17 protein-coding genes are annotated in these 20,145 nt (G+C 39.6%); 6 read left to right on the top strand and 11 right to left on the bottom strand.

Features of this window, described 5'->3' with window-relative positions; genetic code table 11:
- Positions 1 to 151: 151 nt before the first annotated feature.
- Positions 152 to 2,260 carry an ATP-dependent DNA helicase DinG gene (gene dinG, locus HMPREF0693_RS07030; RefSeq protein WP_036932260.1) on the top strand — a complete coding sequence of 703 codons (2,109 nt, stop codon included), beginning with the start codon at positions 152 to 154 and terminating at the stop codon, positions 2,258 to 2,260.
- A gap of 60 nt (positions 2,261 to 2,320) precedes the next feature.
- Here the strand turns inward: dinG and dps are convergent, their stop codons facing one another.
- Together dps and rhtA are read right to left on the bottom strand one after the other, a co-directional pair.
- A complete protein-coding gene (gene dps / locus HMPREF0693_RS07035) occupies positions 2,321 to 2,827 on the bottom strand; it encodes a DNA starvation/stationary phase protection protein Dps (RefSeq protein WP_004244496.1) in 507 nt (168 codons plus the stop codon).
- A 277-nt stretch (positions 2,828 to 3,104) separates the two neighbouring features.
- Entirely contained in the window at positions 3,105 to 3,995 is an 891-nt protein-coding gene (gene rhtA, locus HMPREF0693_RS07040) for a threonine/homoserine exporter RhtA (protein ID WP_004244497.1), read from the bottom strand.
- Positions 3,996 to 4,343: 348 nt separating this feature from the next.
- On the opposite strand from rhtA, the gene HMPREF0693_RS07045 reads away from it, so the two are divergent.
- Positions 4,344 to 4,922, top strand: a complete 579-nt coding sequence (locus HMPREF0693_RS07045) for an LOG family protein (RefSeq protein ID WP_004244498.1) — start codon at positions 4,344 to 4,346, stop codon at positions 4,920 to 4,922.
- A gap of 9 nt (positions 4,923 to 4,931) precedes the next feature.
- A complete protein-coding gene (locus HMPREF0693_RS07050) occupies positions 4,932 to 5,396 on the top strand; it encodes a GNAT family N-acetyltransferase (RefSeq protein ID WP_004244499.1) in 465 nt (154 codons plus the stop codon).
- Between the two features lie 63 nt (positions 5,397 to 5,459).
- Here HMPREF0693_RS07050 and HMPREF0693_RS07055 read toward each other — a convergent pair whose 3' ends face one another.
- From HMPREF0693_RS07055 to moeA, 3 genes are all read right to left on the bottom strand, one after another.
- The gene (locus tag HMPREF0693_RS07055) at positions 5,460 to 7,160 is read right to left on the bottom strand and encodes an amidohydrolase (protein WP_036932263.1); all 1,701 of its coding nucleotides are present in this window, start codon (positions 7,158 to 7,160) and stop codon (positions 5,460 to 5,462) included.
- A gap of 256 nt (positions 7,161 to 7,416) precedes the next feature.
- On the bottom strand, positions 7,417 to 8,184 hold the full coding sequence (gene moeB / locus HMPREF0693_RS07060; protein WP_004244501.1) for a molybdopterin-synthase adenylyltransferase MoeB: 768 nt from the start codon (positions 8,182 to 8,184) through the stop codon (positions 7,417 to 7,419).
- Between the two features lie 5 nt (positions 8,185 to 8,189).
- A complete protein-coding gene (gene moeA, locus HMPREF0693_RS07065) occupies positions 8,190 to 9,431 on the bottom strand; it encodes a molybdopterin molybdotransferase MoeA (protein WP_004244502.1) in 1,242 nt (413 codons plus the stop codon).
- A 215-nt stretch (positions 9,432 to 9,646) separates the two neighbouring features.
- Between moeA and HMPREF0693_RS07070 the strand changes: the two genes are divergently transcribed.
- The 3 genes from HMPREF0693_RS07070 to yeiB all read left to right on the top strand — a co-directional run bounded on the left by HMPREF0693_RS07070 (position 9,647) and on the right by yeiB (position 12,785).
- On the top strand, positions 9,647 to 10,816 hold the full coding sequence (locus tag HMPREF0693_RS07070; RefSeq protein ID WP_004244503.1) for a YbfB/YjiJ family MFS transporter: 1,170 nt from the start codon (positions 9,647 to 9,649) through the stop codon (positions 10,814 to 10,816).
- A 145-nt stretch (positions 10,817 to 10,961) separates the two neighbouring features.
- Entirely contained in the window at positions 10,962 to 11,624 is a 663-nt protein-coding gene (gene folE / locus HMPREF0693_RS07075; protein ID WP_004244504.1) for a GTP cyclohydrolase I FolE, read from the top strand.
- Positions 11,625 to 11,633: 9 nt separating this feature from the next.
- A complete protein-coding gene (yeiB, locus tag HMPREF0693_RS07080; RefSeq protein WP_004244505.1) occupies positions 11,634 to 12,785 on the top strand; it encodes a DUF418 domain-containing protein YeiB in 1,152 nt (383 codons plus the stop codon).
- On the opposite strand, the gene sanA is transcribed toward yeiB, so the two are convergent.
- The 6 genes from sanA to metG all read right to left on the bottom strand — a co-directional run bounded on the left by sanA (position 12,782) and on the right by metG (position 19,977).
- Entirely contained in the window at positions 12,782 to 13,507 is a 726-nt protein-coding gene (gene sanA, locus HMPREF0693_RS07085; protein WP_004244506.1) for an outer membrane permeability protein SanA, read from the bottom strand. The two genes, yeiB and sanA, sit on opposite strands and share 4 nt — an antisense overlap.
- Positions 13,508 to 13,641: 134 nt before the next feature.
- Positions 13,642 to 15,339, bottom strand: a complete 1,698-nt coding sequence (locus HMPREF0693_RS07090) for an NAD-dependent malic enzyme (protein ID WP_004244507.1) — start codon at positions 15,337 to 15,339, stop codon at positions 13,642 to 13,644.
- 214 nt (positions 15,340 to 15,553) lie between these two features.
- Complete coding sequence (gene cdd, locus HMPREF0693_RS07095) at positions 15,554 to 16,438, bottom strand: cytidine deaminase (protein WP_004247586.1); 885 nt, start codon at positions 16,436 to 16,438, stop codon at positions 15,554 to 15,556.
- A gap of 213 nt (positions 16,439 to 16,651) precedes the next feature.
- Positions 16,652 to 17,353, bottom strand: coding sequence for a CidB/LrgB family autolysis modulator (locus HMPREF0693_RS07100; RefSeq protein ID WP_004244509.1), 702 nt, complete (start codon positions 17,351 to 17,353; stop codon positions 16,652 to 16,654).
- Complete coding sequence (locus HMPREF0693_RS07105) at positions 17,347 to 17,814, bottom strand: CidA/LrgA family protein (protein ID WP_004247588.1); 468 nt, start codon at positions 17,812 to 17,814, stop codon at positions 17,347 to 17,349. The genes HMPREF0693_RS07100 and HMPREF0693_RS07105 overlap by 7 nt, the downstream gene beginning before the upstream one ends.
- Positions 17,815 to 17,949: 135 nt before the next feature.
- The gene (gene metG / locus HMPREF0693_RS07110) at positions 17,950 to 19,977 is read right to left on the bottom strand and encodes a methionine--tRNA ligase (RefSeq protein ID WP_004244511.1); all 2,028 of its coding nucleotides are present in this window, start codon (positions 19,975 to 19,977) and stop codon (positions 17,950 to 17,952) included.
- Positions 19,978 to 20,145 lie beyond the last annotated feature (168 nt).

The following is a 20,145-nucleotide window of genomic DNA, read 5'->3' on the forward strand; positions in this document are numbered from 1 at the left end:
AAGAGTTGGATCAATAATCTATAACACCGCTCAATAAATTCGTAGGGTTACGCAGTATTTGATGAAAAAGGCGAGTAAGTGCAGCTGACTACTGATTTTTATACAGTGTTATGCGACAATAACGCTTATTTTAATGACGAATAGAGTAGTTATGTCCCTTTCTCAATCTGTAAAAATGCAAATCAGCCAATGGTATAAAGCATTACCTGAGCATATTGAAGGCTTTATTCCACGAGCGCCTCAGCGCGAAATGATTGCTGAAGTTGCGAAGACATTTTCTGATGAAACGGGGCGACATCTAATTATTGAAGCGCCTACCGGAGTAGGTAAAACACTCTCTTATCTTATTCCTGGTATTGCTATCAGTCGGGAAGAGAAAAAACCACTGATTATCAGTACGGCGAATGTGGCGCTACAAGATCAAATTTACAGCAAAGATCTGCCTTTACTAAAAAAAATTATTCCAGACCTGACTTTTACTGGGGCTTTTGGGCGAGGTCGTTATTTATGTCCCCGTAATTTAGAGGCAATTTGTGCAACAGAAGGCGAGCAAATTGATTTAATGTTCTTGCTGGAAGATAAAGTTGATGTCGCAACCAGTGCGGAAAGGGAGATTTGCCAAGAGTTAAAGCACGATTTTACCAGCTTTGGTTGGGATGGTTTGCGTGATCACCATAAACGAGCATTAACGGATAGTTTATGGCGCAAGATTAGCACAGATAAAATGAATTGCTTAGGTCGTAATTGCCAATACTATCATCGCTGTCCTTTTTTTCTGGCCCGTCGAGAAATAGACGAAGTTGATGTGGTTATCACCAATCATGCTCTTGTGATGGCTGCGATGGAAAGTGAATCGGTGTTACCTGATGCAAAAAATATTTTATTAGTATTGGATGAAGGGCATCATATTCCTGATGTTGCTAGAGATGCGCTTGAAGTTGAAGGGGAAATAACCTTATCGGCATTAAATATGCAACTTGATAATATGACTCGTCATGTCAGCCAATATTTAGCACAATTTATCCCAGTCAAACCACCCAAATTAGCCGATCCCATTCGTTTTGATGCTCATATTGCAAAAATGCGCGAAGCCTATCAAGACGTTGAACATTTTACCCGCGCGTTATTGCCTGAGCGCAGTGAAAATGATGAATATTTATTTCCATTAGGTCAATTACCTGAACAATTACTATTATGTTGCCAAGACTTATTTAAGCTAACCGATGGTTTAAAAATGTTAGGTGAGTCGATTCTTAACGACTTAACTGAGCGAACAGCAAAAGAAGATGTTGTACGTTTACATCGCGCGATTTTAACCACCAGCAGAATGGTTGGTTATCTGGAAAATATGGCAAAACTATGGCGACTTGCGACATTAGAGCAGACATCAAAAGCACCCGTTTCGAAATGGCTTACTCGTCGTTATGATAAAAAGCAGTCACATCTCTATTTACATTGTGCTGGTATTCGCGTTAGTGAACAGTTAACACAATTATTATGGAAAAATATTCCTCATGTGGTGATCACTTCTGCCACACTACGTTCATTAAACAGTTTTTCGCGTATTCAAGAGCTTACAGGACTAAGCGAACACTTTGATGATCGTTTTATTACCTTGTCATCGCCTTTTACACATGAAAGGCAAGGGAAACTTGTTATCCCTAAAATGCGTTATGAACCGACAATGGCGAATGAAAAAGCGCATTTAAAAGAGATGGCACGCTATTTTCGTCAAGGAATGGTAGAAAACCACCATCGAGGGCAATTAGTATTATTTAGTAGTCAACGGGCGATGGAAGGTTTTTTAGAGGAAGTTAAAGATCTACGTTTGAGTCTTTTAGTCCAAGGAGATCAACCGCGCTATCGTTTAGTGGAGACACATTGTAAGCGTATTGATGCGGGTGATAATAGTGTATTAATTGGGTTACAATCTTTTGCTGAAGGATTAGATTTAAAAGGTGACTATTTAACGCAAGTACATATTCATAAAATTGCTTTTCCACCTGTTACTGATCCGGTTATTGTGACGGAAGGGGAATGGCTAAAATCACTGAAACGTTATCCTTTTGAAGTGCAAAGCTTACCAAGTGCATCATTTTATTTGATCCAGCAAGTTGGGCGTCTTATTCGTAGCCATCATTGCCATGGTGAAGTTGTTATTTATGATAGACGTTTATTAACGAAAAACTACGGTTCACGGCTATTAACCGCGCTACCTGTCTTTCCTATTTATCAGCCAGATATACCTAAAACAGAATAATAAAAAGGCTACCTATATTGGTAGCCCTTTTCAGTAAGAAGCATGTGATTAAGTAAGCAATTAGTTTTCAATATTTGCTTCAATAAACCATAAGAATTTATCTAGATCACGGGATGCTGCGGTAAACATATCAGCAGTATCTTCATCTTCAACTTCATCAATCGCTTTACGAATATCATTAGCGACTACCGCATAGCGATCAGCCAATGCTTTAAGGTGATCTTGCACATCATGAATATCGAGTGGATAGGCTTTTAAAGGTGTTTTTTTACTGACAGTTTGAGGTGTACCAAGGACTGTGCCACCTAATTGTACTAAACGCTCAGCAAACTCATCAGTATGTTCATTGATGGTATCACGGAAACCATCTACCATTTCGTGTACGGCAATAAAGTTTCTACCGCGCATATTCCAGTGTGCTTGTTTGGTAATGAGAGACAAATCGATAAACTGAGTCACCATTTGCTGCAGTAGTTCGATAGTATGCAGTTTAACACTGTCATCAACATTATTACGGGTATAAAGCAGGGCTGAAGGTGTGGATTTGACTAATTTAGCAGTACTCATAATCGTTCTCCCTAAATAATTAATAACTCAATATCTTAATTTCTGTTAATTATGATAGTGGATTATTAATGGTTAGTCTTATCGCTTGCTACTATTAAATTGATAGGGCATTACTAATAAAAATGTCATCTATCGAAATAGCCTATTTAGAATAAGACAATATGCTTAAAATAGCAATGTTAGGGAAGTAAAGTTATTATTTAATAAGTAAAAAGAGATCAACTGATCTCTTTTCATTTAATATTTTATTTATTAATAAGTTAAACTGTATAAATATTTATTCTACTTTTTCAATTTTGGTTTTTCTTTTCATGGTTGCAGTGGAACCAATTGACGCTAACACAATAAATGCCAACGCAACCCATTGTATTAACGTTAAATGTTCATGTAAGAAAATAATACCAATAAAAGCCCCCATACAAGGCTCTAAACTCATCAATGTCCCAAAGGTTTTTGCCGGTAAACGGGTAAGTGCAATCATTTCCAAAGTATAAGGAAAAGCGGTAGATAAAATCGCAATAGCTAATCCAATAGGTAATATAGACCAACTAAAAACTAGCTCAGGGCTACTTTGTAGCATACCAATAGGGAAAAAGATAAAGGCGGCAATAAGTGAGCCAATAGAAACTGTCGCTGCGCCATAGCCTTTTCCTGCACGTTGTCCGAAAACAATATACAGTGCCCAACCGACACCCGCACCTAATGCATATAAAATGCCTAGGGGATCGAGTCCGTGAATATTATCCCCAATCGGCAGTAATAACCCTAATCCAGCAATCACTAAGATTATCCATAAAAAATCGATTGCTCTGCGTGAAGAAAACATCGCTACCGCAAGCGGTCCCGTAAACTCAAGTGCTACTGCAATACCTAATGGAATAGTTTCAAGAGCCAAGTAGAATAAGTAGTTCATTGCCCCTAATGATAAACCATATAAAAATAGTGGCATTATGGCACTACGAGAAAAGCTTAGACGCCATGGTTTAAAAATAAAAAACAGGATCAGAGTACCTAGAAAAAGGCGTAATGCTGTGACTGCGGGGGCGCCAATAACAGGAAACAGGCTTTTTGCCAATGATGCGCCACTTTGTATTGATAGCATAGAAAGAAGCAAAAGAAGCACAGGGTAGAACACCTGTAATTTAGCTGAGTGTCTGGCTGACAACATCCTGAAAAACCTCGTCAAAAGTAAAGCGTTGAGTACTCTGTTATCCTATATAACAAAGGATCACATAATATAAAGTAAATTTGTGATTTTTAATATAGTTATTTATTAATTATTTATTAATAATACAACTTAAATTATTTTAGTTTAGGGATAGTTTAATAATATTAAAATATATTTGGAAAATACAGTAAGGATGAATAAAAACAATCAAATTAAATGTGTATTATTAATAAAACAAACAGAGAGATATATTATAAAAGCGATAAAATAATTTTTTTTGACCTTTTTTATAACTGAGGGGTTCAGTATAATTTTTCACTCGTTTTAACTAGCTAAAGAGAATTAAAAATGAATAAAATAAAGTCTATTGCCGTGTATTGTGGTTCAAGTTTAGGCGCTTCACCAATTTATAAACAACAAGCGATTCTTTTTGCTAAAGAGCTGGTTAAACGTAATATCACTTTAGTTTATGGTGGTGCCAGTGTAGGAATTATGGGCACGCTCGCGGATACCGTTTTACAGGAAGGGGGGAAAGTTATTGGTGTGATCCCAACGCTATTAGAAGGGCGTGAAATCTCACATAAAAATCTGACAGAGCTCCATGTCGTTGAAACTATGCACCAACGTAAAAGTAAAATGATTGAACTCGCGGACGGCTTTGTGGCACTGCCGGGGGGTTTTGGCACATTAGAAGAGTTCAGTGAAGTGTTTACTTGGAGCCAAATTGGCCTTCATCAAAAGCCATTAGGTATATTTAATATTAATGATTTTTATCAGCCATTACTGGCTATGATAGATAAAATGGTAGATGAAAAATTCTTACATGAAAAATATCGTCATATGGCGATTGTTGAGCAATCACCTATCCAGTTATTAGATAAATTTGAAAGTTATATTGCCCCTTCGATTAAAACCTACGATAAATAAAGGTAGAGCATGATAACCATAAGAAAAGCTGTACTTTCTGATGTTGAGCAGATTAATACCCTGTATGGCTATTTATTTGCTGAGATGGCGAAATTACAGCCAGAAAGATTAAAACCGGGTAAACAAGATGAAGCATTTATTATTAATGGCATTAAAAATGATAAATTTCATCTGTTAGTGGCTGAGTTAGAACAGAAAATTGTCGGTTTTACTATTGCCCAAATACAAGAGACACCGCTATTTAACTGTTTAGTACAGCGTAAATATGCCTATATTTTTGATATTGTTGTTGACCCTTCTGTTCGTGGACAAGGGGCAGGGGCATTGTTGCTAAATGCCATGAAGGCGTGGGCAAAACAACAAAAAATGACCCACCTAGAGCTTTCAGTATTGGCTGAAAATGCCGATGCTAAACGTTTTTATCAGCGAGAAGGGTTAAAAGAAGTCAGTACCGTGATGGGTATTGCTTTGTAAGTTTCGCTTAATCATGGCAAAAATAAACCCGCTGAGTGCGGGTTTATTAATTATGTTATTCAGCTAAATTGTGGGTTTCCCCGCAATTATCGTACACAATACCCTGACATTTTCAATATCTTCTGCCGATATTTCAAACAAGTTTCTATCTAAGACAATAAAATCGGCGAATTTTCCTACTTCTAATGAACCAATCTGTTTATCCATATCTAGTGCATAAGCGGCATTGATGGTGGCAGCTCGTAATACTTCGATTAAGGTGAGATTGCGATCATTATCTAAACGTGGCTGAGAGGGATCTTTTTGTCGAGTCATGGCAACTTTAAAGTCATACCACTCATTTAATGGATCAATCGGCCAATCACTGCCAAATGCGACAGTCACTCCCGCATCAATAAATTTACCGGCGGTTTCTAGATATTGGCAACGTGCTTTGCCTAACATTTCAAGATCTTTATCAATATTATGTTGCTCTACGCCAGCCCATTGAAAGGAGAGAAAAGGGTAGGTATTTAATTGGGCAAAGCGCGCATAATCTTTTTCACACATTAATTCATTATGCGCAAGGCCGGGGCGAATATCTTTTTCTGGCAAGGCGTTGCGCATTTCACTAATGGCGTCAAGTGCGACACTAATAGCCCCTTCAGCGACGGTATGAATATGAGGATGATAACCTGCACGGCTAATCTCAGTGACTAATGGCGTCAAGATTTCAGGTGAAAAATAGAGATCGCCAACATGCTCTGAATCTTGCCAATGAGGCGTTTCATCCGTACCGACATTAATACGATAAGGGGCGTGTAAACGTGCTGTCATAATCGGCGCTTGTAATACACCATCAAGAAAAAGCTTAATATGGCGAATAGCGACACTGGGTTGCGCGCCTTGGCTGATTTGATGCCAGTGAGAGAATCGTGTTATTGCTTGTTGTACAGCATGAGGAATAGCTGCAATATCAGCCACATCATCAGGGGTAATTTCAACCGCATTCTCAACACGAACCGTTAATTCACCCGCTTCTCGCAAGGTATTAAAGGCACGTAATTGTGGCTCACCAACACGTGCATCCATGATAGTCGTTACCCCTTGTTGATTGAGCAACTTTTGTACATGGCGTGCGATTTGTAGATTTTGCTCTGCCGTTAAAGGCGGTAGACTATCAATAGCCTGCATAGCTGGTGCATCTTCAAGAATACCAATAGGTGTTCTATCACCATCACGTTCAATATTGCCATCAGGGGGATCGGGGGTTTCAGCCGTAATATTTAATAATTCTAGTGCGCGGGAATTTGCTAATACGCTATGACAATCACTAGAAAAAAGTAAGATAGGGCGAGACGTATTTAAGCTATCAAGGTGATAACGCGTCATTTGTATCCCTTCCGGTTGCATCCCTTCACGATACCATGCTGACACTTTCAACCAAGCTGTATCACTATCGATGGGATCAGCATCAAGATAGCGTTGGATACGCGATAGAATTTCATCGATTGTTAAGGAGAGGTAATCAAGGTGACAACCTGCTAATGTGGCTCCCCCCCAAAATGGATGCATATGAGCATCAATAATGCCGGGCATCACCATTTTCTTCTGTAAATCGATATGCTGTGTTTTTTCATTACAGTAAGCAAGTAAATTCGATTTTGTGCCTGTTGCAATAATAATGCCTTGGGAAACAGCGATAGCTTCGACGAAATTGTTACTATTATCAGCGGTATAGATTAGGCCGTTATAATAGAGTGTGTCTGCAATTTGAAATGTCATTCTTCTACCTTGTATAGCTTTTTTGGCGATGATGGCTAATTTTCGGTACTGATTGGGCATCCTATGAAGTTTTGATGCGGGCGGTCATATTAGAATTAAATGACGCTCAATACTACCTGCGTGTTACATTGATTTAACTAACTGTTTTATCAACGGGCGAAAATAATAGGATAAACCGCATAGAATACCACTATATGGAAGATAATAAGGTAAGCAGAACCGATAGCTACTTACCCTATTAAAATATTAGAGGGGGTCAATTATCGGGCAAATTAGCCGCACATACATCACAGTGTGGATTTTTAGGTAACTTAAATTCACGAAATTGCATCCGCATAGCGTCAAATATTAATACTTTGCCATGTAAAGTTTCACCATAACCAGTGAGTAATTTGATGGCTTCAATGGCCTGTAAAGTGCCAATAGTACCCACAACAGGGGCCATAATACCCGCTTCAACACAAGTGAGTGCATTATCACCAAAAAGATGACTTAAACAGCGATAGCAAGGTTCATCATCTTGATAGGTAAAGACGCTAATTTGGCCTTCCATACGAATTGCTGCACCAGATACTAAGGGTTTTTTCTGCACAAAACACAGTCGATTTAGTTGTTCGCGGATAGTGACATTATCTGTGCAATCCATTACCAGATGATGTTGGCTGATTAATTCAGCCAGTGCTTTATCTTCAAGTAGTGCATCAACCGTATCTATCTGTACATGGGGATTAATCGCGTTTAATGTTGTTTTAGCTGATAAAACTTTCGGCTGACCAATGGTGCTATCGCGATGCAGGATCTGGCGTTGAAGATTGGACAGTGAAACGGTATCAAAATCTAATAGTGTCAGTTTGCCAACACCTGCTGCAGTGAGATATTGCGATACACTACAGCCTAATCCCCCAACACCGACAATCAATACAGAAGCACTTTTCAGTGCTTCTTGACCGTCAAAATCAAAGCCTCTTAACACAATTTGGCGATTATAACGCAGCGTTTCTTCATCGGTTAATTCTATACTCATAAACACTATTCGCTTTTTAGCAGAGGATTAAATAGCTCAATAGTGACGGTTTCACCCGCTGCAACTTTACCACGCTCTCGCTCTAAGACGATAAAACAGTTTGCCACACTAAAGGAGCTATATACGTGAGAGCCTTGATGTCCCGATGTTGTTACTTGCCATTCACCATTTTCATTAATACTGGCGATACCGCGTTGGAAATCCAGACGACCGGCAGATTTTTTTAATGGTGAACAGGTTTTAGCATGGAAACGCTGTGGTGATCGCCACTGACTAAAACCAGATAAACGGGCAATTAAAGGCTGTACTAATTGGTAGAATGTCACTGTTGCTGAGACAGGATTACCCGGTAATCCGCAGAACCAAGCATTATGTAAGCGACCAAAAGCAAAAGGTTTACCTGGCTTAATGGCTAATTTCCAAAAACCAATTTCGCCTATTTCATCTAAAATTTGTTTAGTATAGTCCGCTTCACCCACAGAAACTCCGCCACTGCTAATCACTAAATCCGCTTGTGCATCAGCGGTTTTAAAAGTTTCTCGCAGTTTTTCTGGCGAATCTGGAATAACGCCTAAATCAAGCACATCACAATCTAATTTTTCCAACATTAAGCGTACGGCAAAGCGGTTAGTATCATAGATTTGCCCCGCTTTTAATGGTTGGCCAATAGTTTGCAACTCATCACCCGTTGAAAATACGGCCACTTTTAATTTGCGGTAAACATTAATATTGGCAATACCGAGTGAAGCAATAAGAGGTAACTGTGCTGTAGAAAGTTTTGTTCCTGCGGCTAAGACGATATCATTTTGTTTTATATCCTCACCAATACGACGAATATTTTGTCCAAGTTTGGCCGGATGTGGAAAAAGAATACCGTTGTCAGTCACTTGTGTTTCTTCTTGCATAATAACGGTATCGACACCTGCGGGTATCATGGCTCCGGTCATGATACGAACACATTGTCCTTGTGGTAATTCACCTTCAAAAGGGACTCCAGCAAACGCTTTGCCTGCAATAGGTAAAGGAGATTGAGTGTTTAGATCCGTATAACGTACACCGTAACCATCCATGGCAGAATTATCGAAAGGAGGTACATTGAGTGGTGAAGTGATGTGCTCACTTAAGATATAACCTGCTGCCTTATGCAAAGGGATACTAAGGGTATCTGTGATTGCCACCGGTTTTTCAAGTAATTTTTCTAGCGCCTCATCAAGGGATAACAAACCGCTAACCTGACATTGACTCATTGTATACTCCAAAATCTATCGAAATGTTCTGTTTTATTTCATGATACTAATCTATCACGATGAAGCACATCATGTTAGCGATCATCTCATCAGCAAAAAAAGAAAATATTACTCAACATAAAATGTTAACTATTTAAAACAAAACTGTTAGTTAATGTGTTAATAATATTGTTGTATTTTAAATGTAATAAATAACATCAATACAATGGAGCCTTATGAATACCTCAACCCACCCAAGCCATTCAGCACAAGCCTTTCATATCGCTTTTAGTGGTTTCCTTGCTTTAGTTGTTGCTATGGGGATAGGACGTTTTACTTTTACGCCTCAAGTACCGCTAATGATTGCGGACACACAACTGACATTAACCAGTGCCAGTATTGTTGCTGCATTTAATTATCTAGGATATTTAGCTGGTTCATATGATGCGATGAAAGCAACTAAAGGTGTGGGCTATCGGCTTTGGGGGGGATTATGGGGAGCGGTGATCATTACACTGCTTAGTGCGGTACTTAATGATGCTTTAACTCATAGTATTGCCCGTTTTTTTATTGGTTGGGCAAGCGGTTGGACATTAGTGCTTGTTGCTTCGTGGGCAAATGAAGTATTAGCCCGTTTAAATCGCCCGGCATTAAGTGTGGCAGTCTATGCAGGAACAGGGGCGGGGATCTTTATTAGTGGCCTTCTTGCGGTATTCATTCTCAAGTGGCAGATGAGTGCGACAACAGGTTGGTTGATTTACGGTGTGTTGGCATTTATTTGTGCAATTTATGTGAGCTATCATTTACCCAAGCCTTGGTCAATTAATCGTGAGCAAGTCAAAGTAGAGCCACTTATCTTAACGCCGGCGATGAAAAAATTGATTTGGGGTTATACCTTTGCGGGCTTTGGTTATATTTTACCTGCGACCTTTTTATCTCAAATGGCGACAGAACGTTTTCCCGGTAGCTTAGTAGCTCAATTTGTCTGGCCTATTTTTGGTGCTTCCGCAGCTTTATGTATTGGGATCGCGATACTGACACGTAATGTCCTTAATACACAATTACGATTGGCGATAACACTATGGTTGCAAGCACTGGGGATCATCATTGCCGAATGGCTACCCACAATTACAGGTCTTGCTATTGGCGCATTTTTAGTGGGGGGAGGGTTAATGTGTGCGGTGCAATTGGCATTTTTACGTGGTAAAGAGTTGGCACCTGATCATGCTCGTTATATGGCAGGATTATTAACAACATTTTATGCTATTGGACAGCTAGTTGGGCCTCTGGTTTCCTTCCTTTCAACGGCGTTAACGGGAAGACTAGAGCCGGCATTATATGTCGCCTTTGTGATATTGATCATCGGCGGTATTTTGGTTTGTATGAAAGAAAACAATAAAGGGTAAAACAATAAAAAATGACAAAAAAGCAATAATTTCATAACCAAAAATGCAGTATTGCTGGATAATGTGATTCAGCTCATCTAAAGTGTAACGGTTATCGTTGAATTAGGTAACAGAGACTTAATTAATGTGTTTATCGGAGAGTCCAATGTCATCAACATTAAGTAAAGAGGCGCAATGGGTACATGCCGCGTTAGTGGAGCGTGGTTTGGAAACGCCTCTTCGTGAGCCAAAACTTTCACCCAGTGAGAGTAAACAACAAATTAAACATCACATGACGGAAGTGATGAAATTGTTAAACCTAGATTTGAGTGATGACAGTTTAGCGGAAACGCCACATCGCATTGCGAAAATGTATGTTGATGAAATTTTTTCAGGCTTGGATTATCACAACTTTCCTAAAATCACCCTGATTGAAAATAAAATGCAGGTTGATGAAATGGTCACTGTTCGTGACATCACATTAACCAGTACTTGTGAGCACCATTTTGTCACTATTGATGGTAAAGCAACGGTTGCTTATATTCCTAAAGATAAAGTGATTGGTTTATCAAAAATTAACCGTATTGTGCAGTTCTTCGCACAACGCCCTCAAGTGCAAGAGCGTTTAACGCAACAAATATTGATTGCCTTACAAACGCTATTGGGGACGAAAAACGTTGCTGTCTCTATTGATGCCGTTCACTATTGTGTAAAAGCAAGAGGCATTCGTGATGCAACCAGTGCAACCACCACAACCTCATTAGGTGGACTATTTAAATCTAGCCAAAATACTCGCCAAGAGTTTTTGCGTGCTGTACGCCATCTTTGAGATGAATAAATGGAACAAAGTTCACGTCAACGCATCGACGCTTTAGATGCGTTGAGAGGAATAGCGATCCTTGGCATCTTATTACTCAATATCTCAGGTTTTGCCTTATTAAGAGTTGCCTCATTTAATCCTATGCATTCAGGAGAGGCGACTTTTGCGGACAAACTTACTTGGATGGGGCTAAATTTATTTACCCAAGGAAAGTTTCTGTTTATTTTTGCGCTGTTATTTGGCGGAACACTTTATTTATTATCACAACGCTCTGTTGCTTGGAACGTCTCTCGCCTAATTATTCTGGCATTAATCGGTATTATTCATACCCTATTACTATGGGAAGGGGATATCTTATTTCCTTATAGTATTTGCGGATTATTTGTTCTCTTTTTTATTAAAGCATTACCTATTAAGCGGCAATTTATCCTTGGGCTGGTGCTCTATTTATTTGGCGCGATTATTTTAGCTTTTTTATTTTATTACTATCGTGATTTTGTTGAAATAGTTTGGTATAGCTCTGACTATTCCGCCATGATAGAGACTAATTGGAAAACCGGAAGCTATATAAATAGTATCTACTGGCGATTAGATGAACTGAGTGATTTTATTTTTAATTTAGTTCGTCAATATAGTTGGTTTTTAATTGGCGCCATGTTAATGGGGGCGGCGTTAATGGCATCCGGTTGGTTACAACGACGCTATTCACAGTCTCATTATGGTTTGATAGCGGTTTGTTTTTTAGTCATAAGTTTACTTTTCCAAGGGACGCTTGTTATTACCGATTATTATTTAGATTGGCATTATATGTGGTCTGCGGTAGTGGCTCAGCCTATCACCATGGTGATCCAAATTATTCAAAGCTTAGGTTATATTGCTTTACTCTATTGGGCATGGCCTTATATTCAACACAGTTTTATCGCCTATGCTTTACGTTGTGTGGGGAAAATGGCGCTTACCACCTATTTACTACAGAGTATTATTGGCACGACGCTTTTCCAGCGGATGGGGTTATTTAACCAATTTACCTTATTGCAGCTTATGCTATTTGTGATGGCTATTTGGGTGATAAATATTATCTTTGCCGTAACGTGGTTACGCTATTTTTCTCAAGGACCAATCGAGTGGCTGTGGCGCCACTCGTCAACAGGGTTAGCAAAACGCTTTTAACTGTTTTTGCCATTGTTTAATGGCAACGCTTCTACCTCTTGTGGTGAAACCGCCGGATAGCCCTTAATATCATCAGGAATATTTTGTACAGCAGGTATCGCTTCTGGTGGACCTAGAAAACGCGGTTCGCGTTTTAATATATAGAGATCGACAACTGCACCTGCTCTGGCTAAAACTTCACGTACACGCACCTTAAACATACTCTTCGGCGAAGCAACAGCAAAACACTGGGCATCAATGCCTTTTTCAAGGGCAATAAATACGGCTCGTTCGCAATGGAAACGCTGAGTGATAATAGTAAAGCCATCTGTTCCAAACACTTCTTTTGTGCGTACTACCGAATCTAAAGTTCTAAATCCAGCAAAATCCATAACGATACGCGATGCCGGTATGCCTGCTTTAATTAAATCTTTACGCATCGTATTGGGTTCATTATAGCTATGCTGTGCATTATCTCCACTGAGTAACAGATATTGCACTTTACCGCTGTTATAGGCATTAACAGCACCTTGAATACGATATTGATAAAATTGGTTAAGATAGCCTGTGGTGTAATATTTAGCAGTACCTAATACCATGCCTACTTTTTTGGCGGGTAGTTTATCTATATCTTCAAATATATAGGGGCTAGTTTTTACACCTATCCAGCGATCACAAGCAATTAATGCCACCGCAACTAAGATAAAAAGGGTCAAAAAGAGATAAATGAGGCGCTTTAGCATATCCTTGCCTTAATGACTCAGGGTTTTCTAATAGGTTAAAGGCTACTTGAGCACTAATTGGGAAGCAAGAAAAAAGCGCGCTATTAGTGATAATAGTGCGCTTTTCAGAATGAAACCTAATGATTTTAACTCAATTAGAATGACGTTCTCTTGTAAATACGGTATTCAGGCTCCCAATAGTTACGTTCAATCGCTTCTTCTAAAGCAGAATCAGACGTGACCGTTGCAACACCTTGCACCTGTGCTTCTTTGGCAACTTGTTTAGCAATATAACGTGAAACTTGTTGAATATCGGCTAATAAAGGTAATAGTGGGCCATCGCCTTCTTTTGCCATAGGCGAGCAATCGGCTAACGCACGGCTTGCAACCATTAACATGGCATCAGTAACACGCTTTGCACCACTTGCAATAACGCCAAGGCCAATACCTGGGAAGATGTATGAGTTATTGCATTGTGCAATAGGATACACTTTCTCTTTATAGGTGACTGGGGCAAATGGACTTCCTGTAGCAACAAGAGCTTGTCCATCAGTCCAATTGATAATATCTTCAGGACGCGCTTCAACACGAGACGTTGGGTTCGAAAGAGGCATCACGGTAGGACGTTCACAATGCTTATGCATTTCACGAATAATCTCTTCAGTGAAAAGTCCTGCTTGACCAGAAACGCCAATCAGAATGGTTGGCTTAGCATTTTTAACCACTTCTAACAGTGAAATTGCATCCGTTTCTGTTTGCCAATCGGCCAGCGTTTCGCTTTTTTGAATAAGCTTACTTTGGAAATCGAGTAAGTTTGGCAGTTTATCCGTTAACAAACCAAAACGGTCAACCATAAAGATACGTGCACGAGCTTGTTCGTCGCTTAGTCCTTCAGACTTCATTTGTGCAATAATTTGCTCTGCAATACCACAGCCGGCTGAGCCTGCACCTAAGAAAGCGACAGTTTGATCTTTTAATTGACGCCCCGCAGCACGGCTTGCCGCAATTAGACTACCTAATGTCACAGCGGCAGTACCTTGAATATCATCATTAAAGCAACATAATTCATCACGATAACGATTTAATAACGGCATGGCATTTTTTTGTGCAAAATCTTCAAATTGCAGCAGTACATTTGGCCAACGACGTTTAACGGCTTGAATAAATTCATCGACAAATTCGTTATATTCATCTCCGGTAATACGTGGGTGGCGCCAGCCCATATAAAGTGGGTCATTTAAACGTTGTGGATTATTGGTGCCAACATCCAGTACAACGGGTAAGGTATAAGCGGGGCTTATTCCACCACAAGCGGTATATAAAGAGAGTTTACCAATAGGAATACCCATACCACCGATACCTTGGTCACCTAAACCAAGGATACGCTCACCATCTGTGACCACAATCACTTTTACGTTTTGTTTGGTGGCGTTTTGTAGCATATCATCAATATTGGCGCGGTTAGGGTAAGAGATAAAAAGTCCACGCGCACGGCGGTAAATATCAGAGAAGTGCTCACAAGCTTCACCTACTGTGGGGGTATAAATGATGGGCATCATTTCAGTAAGGTGAGATTCCAACAGACGATAAAATAGCGTTTCATTGGTATCTTGGATATTTCTTAAATAGATGTGTTTATCGTTATCATTTTTAAAATCAAGATATTGACGGTAAGCGCGTTCCACCTGCTCTTCAATGGTTTCTACTGCCTCAGGCAGTAAACCATGAAGGTTAAAGGTGCTGCGCTCTTCTTCGCTAAAAGCACTACCTTTATTTAACAGGGGAAATTCAAGCAGGATTGGGCCTGCATACGGGATATAGAGAGGACGTTTACTTTCGTGTTCCAGTTCCATGAAAAATACTCTTGTAAGGCAGTTAGTCACATGACAAGTGTAGATCCTACAAAATAATAAAAATATGTACAGCTTATGTTATTTTTTTATGATTTTTCTGCTTAGAAATGAGAGATAGATACAATTGTTATGACTTTTTCTGATAAGCATCAGCAAAAATTTACATGCTGATGCTTTTTTATGAGGACAATTTAACGGTATAAGTTAAAAAATGTTACAAAGTGACACGCTGTATTTGGCGGCAACCTAAAGCTGTTAATGTTGCTTGTGTGGCATCCCACTGAGTTAATAGGCTGTCTGCTTTTTCAATTAATATTGCAGACTCAATATCCATAACATTTTCACCCGCCATATTTAATGCAATAAGTGCCGCTTGTAATGGTGGCATACTAGGATTGAATGCGGCATTTTCAGCATAACTGCCTTGAAAGATCTTACCGCTTTTCATCTGTACAGCAATACCACTGTGAGAATGGCTGTAAGGGGCATGACTACGATTTATTGCTTGTAGTGCCTGTTGTGCCAGTTGGCTAGTGTTATCTATTTGATAACCGTGATTAACTTTATCCATCAGTAGGGTAGTGATATTGAGATCTTTAGGGCCAAAGCTATCAGGTAAGTAGTCACCTAAGGTTGCCACTTTTCGGCCTGGGAGATGGATTGCAATATGAGTGCCGCTATTTAGTTCGTTCATAAACTGACGACAATGACCACAAGGGGTATAGTTAACTGTGATGGCAACTAAACGAGACTCACCGCGTAACCAAGCATGTGTAACCGCACTTTGCTCTGCGTGTACCGTTTGTTGTAATGGGGCGCCAGCAAACTCCATATTTGCCCCAAAATAGAAGTGACCGCTTTCACCACGAGCAATGGCACCCACATTAAAATGAGAGATAGGTGTCACAGCACAAGCGGCTGCAACAGGCAGTAATGCGAGGGCTAACTCATCATCATTACATTGTAACTGTGTTTTTAACGCATTAACTTGTTCTGCAGTGAACATTGCCGGAAATTCATCCTGCTCAAGATAAGGCGTAAGTGCTTGTTGTAATTGAGGGGATAAATCTGACCAAATTGCCTGAAAACGAGTATGCATATAGGTGTCTCCCATTAATCTTCTGCTATTGTAAGATTTTAGGCATCTTTACCTACTCTTATATGTGATTAAAATCATATTTTCAATGAAACCATTGCAACTGAATGATTAATTGGGAGATGCATCTCAAATTTATGTAAATTGATTTTAGCATTAGCATAAAAAACCTTCGCTCCGAACGAAGGTTTTTATGTGTTCTCTTGATTTAGCTAATTAGCTAAAAAGGTGCAAAATAAAAGGAAAAATAAAGGGTGCGATAAGTGAAGTAATAATACCGCAAGTCATTAATGCTAATGAACTATATGCCCCTTCAATATAATCGATTTCAGCTGCTCTTGCGGTACCCACTGCGTGAGAGACTGTTCCCATCGCTAAACCACGAGAAGCGTGAGTTGGAATACGTAATATTTTAAATAGCGTATGACCAAAAATGGCACCTAAAATACCTACTGCAATAACACATGCAGCACTGATTGCAGGAATACCACCTATGGAATCCGCAACAGCCATTGCGATAGGGGTTGTTACCGATTTAGGCAAAATGGAGGCGGCAATTTCAGGAGTAGCGCCAGCCCATAATGCAATCGCTGTACCACTAGCCATGGCGGCGATACTACCAATAAAGCAGATACTAATTAACGATTTCCATTGTGCGCGTATTTGGTGTAATTGTTGATATAAAGGGATAGCTAAAGCAACAACAGCTGGTTGTAACAAGTCGTTAAGGATACGACTTCCGGCAAAATAATCCTCATAGGCGGTGTGTGTCACTAATAAAATAGGAATAATAACAACAATAGCAATCAATAACGGATTTAAAATAGGCCATTTAAATCGAGCAGCCAGTTTACGTGCTAAGTAGAAAATAATAAGTGTTAGCGGTAATGACCACCAAATATTCATTAATATTAACATTTTTTCTTCTCACTTAACGCTCTGTCGTCGTCTTGTTGTTCTGCTAATTCTACATCCTCTACTTTATCGGGTTTAGCACCGATAATAGGACGTTCACGATGCACGTAATGTGAGCAGTAAGCGACTAGCGCCATCACCGCAAAGGTACTGACAACACAGGCCAGAACAATAGGAAAGAGTTGTTGGCTTAATAAATTATAATAGTTCATTACACCCACCCCGATAGGAATAAAGAGTAATGACATATTTTTCAGTAAAATATTACCACCGGGTTTTACCCAACGTAATGGAATAAGCTGGAAGGCAAGTAAACCAAATAGAATAAGTAGTCCAACAATACTGCCTGGCACCGCGAAAGGTAATAAGGCTGAAATAAGATTACCGGCAAAAAGACAAAGATAAAGTATAAAAAATGATCGTATATAGTGCCAGATTGTGATCTGCACCCGCTTAGATTTCATAGATATGTGTCCTAAATCAACTGACGTATTTATCATACACCAATTTTCAAAGTGTGCTATGGATCACAATAAAAAAAGAGCGGGGCTCTTTATAGAACCCCGCTTTATATTTGCATTTTGAATAAAGGTCAGTTTTTATTTCACTTGGTGACCCGGTTTAGCCCCACTATCTGGGCTAAGTAAGAAAATATCTTCACCACCAGGGCCTGCGACCATCACCATACCTTCTGAAATTCCAAAACGCATTTTGCGAGGTGCTAGGTTTGCAACCATAACAGTTAAGCGACCTTCTAATACTTTCGGATCAGGGTATGCAGAACGAATGCCGGAGAATACTTGGCGTGTTTCTCCCCCTAAGTCCAGTATTAATTTTAGCAACTTATCTGAGCCGTCAACGAAATCAGCCTGTTTAATTTCAGCAATGCGCATATCAATTTTGGCAAAATCATCAAATTTAATGGTTTCTTGAATAGGCGCGTCTGCTAATGGGCCAGTGATTTCTTTGACTGGCGCAATGGTACTTTTTGAAGCTTCTACCATTGCATTGGCTTTATCCATTTCAATACGATTAAACAATGCTTTAAATTTAGTAATTTCATGGTTTAACAGCGGTTGCGACAGAGCATTCCAAGTTAATTCAGTTTGTAAGAAGGCTTCTGAACGTTCTGTTAAAGAAGGTAGAATTGGTTTTAAATAAGTCATCAGTACACGGAATAAGTTAATTCCCATAGTACAAATAGCTTGCAACTCAGCCTCTTTACCTTCTTGTTTAGCAACCACCCAAGGCGCTTTTTCATCAATATAGCGGTTAGCTTCGTCTGCTAATGCCATAATTTCACGAATAGCTTTACCAAATTCACGGTTTTCAAAACATTGTGCGATGCTTTCTTGCATATCGACGAAATGTTGATATAACTTCGCATCATCAAGGCTTGCCGCTAATTTGCCATCAAAGCGTTTACTGATAAAACCCGCAGTACGGGACGCGAGGTTAACCACCTTGTTGACGATATCGCTGTTTACACGCTGTACAAAGTCTTCTAAGTTTAGGTCAATATCATCAATACGTGATGAAAGTTTTGCCGCATAGTAATAGCGTAGGCAATCAGCATCAAAGTGATCAAGATAGGCACGTGCCGTAATAAAGGTACCGCGAGATTTTGACATCTTCGCACCATTGACGGTGACATAGCCATGCACAAATAGGTTGGTTGGTTTACGGTATTCACTACCTTCTAACACTGCCGGCCAGAATAAGCTGTGGAAATAAACGATATCTTTACCGATAAAATGGTATAAGTCAGTTTTGCTCTCTTTGTTCCAGAACTCATCAAAGCTTAAATCACCACGTTTTTCACATAGGTTTAAGAATGAGCCCATATAACCAATAGGGGCGTCTAACCAAACATAGAAATATTTACCCGGCGCATCAGGGATTTCAAAACCGAAATAAGGGGCGTCACGGGTGATATCCCACTGTTGCAGACCGCTGTCAAACCACTCTTGCATCTTATTGGCTACTTGCTCTTGCAATGCACCGGAGCGGATCCACTCTTGCAACATATTGCTAAAGGCTGGGAGATCAAAGAAATAGTGTTCAGTTTCACGCATTACCGGCGTTGAACCCGATACCACAGAGCGAGGATTAATTAATTCTGTCGGGCTATAAGTTGACCCACATACTTCACAGTTATCACCATATTGATCGGGCGCTTTACACTTAGGGCAAGTCCCTTTAACAAAACGATCAGGCAAGAACATGCCTTTTTCTTCATCATAAAGTTGAGAAATCGTTTTACTTTTAATATGACCATTTTTTTTCAGGGCTAGATAAATTTTCGTCGATAATTGACGATTTTCTTCACTGTGTGTGGAGTGATAATTATCGTAGCTGATATTAAAACCGGCAAAATCCTGTTGATGCTCTTTGCTCATCTCTTCAATCATGGCTTCTGGGGTAATACCCAATTGTTGAGCTTTCAGCATAATAGGCGTGCCGTGAGCATCATCAGCGCAGATGAAATGAACTTCTTTGCCGCGCATTCGTTGGTAACGGACCCAGATATCAGCCTGAATGTGTTCAAGGATATGACCGAGATGAATTGAACCGTTAGCATAAGGTAACGCGCAGGTTACCAATAATTTATTCGCGACGTGAGACATAGTAAGGATCTTACTTCCATTAAATTAAAAAAAGGGTCTTTGATGTTAACCTATCCGTCATGATGTCGCTAGGGCAATCATAGAGTTTTTGCAAGAGAAATTTCGCTTGGCAAATTGAGGTAAGGCATTATCGTAGTCATTGACTATCTGATATGATAGGTGCACTCA

Origin of the sequence: Proteus mirabilis ATCC 29906 (assembly GCF_000160755.1) — a bacterium.
Classification (GTDB): domain Bacteria; phylum Pseudomonadota; class Gammaproteobacteria; order Enterobacterales; family Enterobacteriaceae; genus Proteus; species Proteus mirabilis.

Excerpts from the sequence above, each read along its gene's own strand:
- HMPREF0693_RS07100 (WP_004244509.1), bottom strand. The coding sequence starts at position 17,353 with ATGTTAATATTAATGAATATTTGGTGGTCATTACCGCTAACACTTATT.
- HMPREF0693_RS07090 (WP_004244507.1), bottom strand. The coding sequence starts at position 15,339 with ATGGAACTGGAACACGAAAGTAAACGTCCTCTCTATATCCCGTATGCA.
- dinG (WP_036932260.1), top strand. The coding sequence starts at position 152 with ATGTCCCTTTCTCAATCTGTAAAAATGCAAATCAGCCAATGGTATAAA.
- HMPREF0693_RS07045 (WP_004244498.1), top strand. The coding sequence starts at position 4,344 with ATGAATAAAATAAAGTCTATTGCCGTGTATTGTGGTTCAAGTTTAGGC.
- moeB (WP_004244501.1), bottom strand. The coding sequence starts at position 8,184 with ATGAGTATAGAATTAACCGATGAAGAAACGCTGCGTTATAATCGCCAA.
- rhtA (WP_004244497.1), bottom strand. The coding sequence starts at position 3,995 with ATGTTGTCAGCCAGACACTCAGCTAAATTACAGGTGTTCTACCCTGTG.
- moeA (WP_004244502.1), bottom strand. The coding sequence starts at position 9,431 with ATGAGTCAATGTCAGGTTAGCGGTTTGTTATCCCTTGATGAGGCGCTA.
- cdd (WP_004247586.1), bottom strand. The coding sequence starts at position 16,438 with ATGCATACTCGTTTTCAGGCAATTTGGTCAGATTTATCCCCTCAATTA.
- HMPREF0693_RS07105 (WP_004247588.1), bottom strand. The coding sequence starts at position 17,814 with ATGAAATCTAAGCGGGTGCAGATCACAATCTGGCACTATATACGATCA.
- folE (WP_004244504.1), top strand. The coding sequence starts at position 10,962 with ATGTCATCAACATTAAGTAAAGAGGCGCAATGGGTACATGCCGCGTTA.
- dps (WP_004244496.1), bottom strand. The coding sequence starts at position 2,827 with ATGAGTACTGCTAAATTAGTCAAATCCACACCTTCAGCCCTGCTTTAT.
- HMPREF0693_RS07050 (WP_004244499.1), top strand. The coding sequence starts at position 4,932 with ATGATAACCATAAGAAAAGCTGTACTTTCTGATGTTGAGCAGATTAAT.
- yeiB (WP_004244505.1), top strand. The coding sequence starts at position 11,634 with ATGGAACAAAGTTCACGTCAACGCATCGACGCTTTAGATGCGTTGAGA.
- sanA (WP_004244506.1), bottom strand. The coding sequence starts at position 13,507 with ATGCTAAAGCGCCTCATTTATCTCTTTTTGACCCTTTTTATCTTAGTT.
- metG (WP_004244511.1), bottom strand. The coding sequence starts at position 19,977 with ATGTCTCACGTCGCGAATAAATTATTGGTAACCTGCGCGTTACCTTAT.
- HMPREF0693_RS07055 (WP_036932263.1), bottom strand. The coding sequence starts at position 7,160 with ATGACATTTCAAATTGCAGACACACTCTATTATAACGGCCTAATCTAT.
- HMPREF0693_RS07070 (WP_004244503.1), top strand. The coding sequence starts at position 9,647 with ATGAATACCTCAACCCACCCAAGCCATTCAGCACAAGCCTTTCATATC.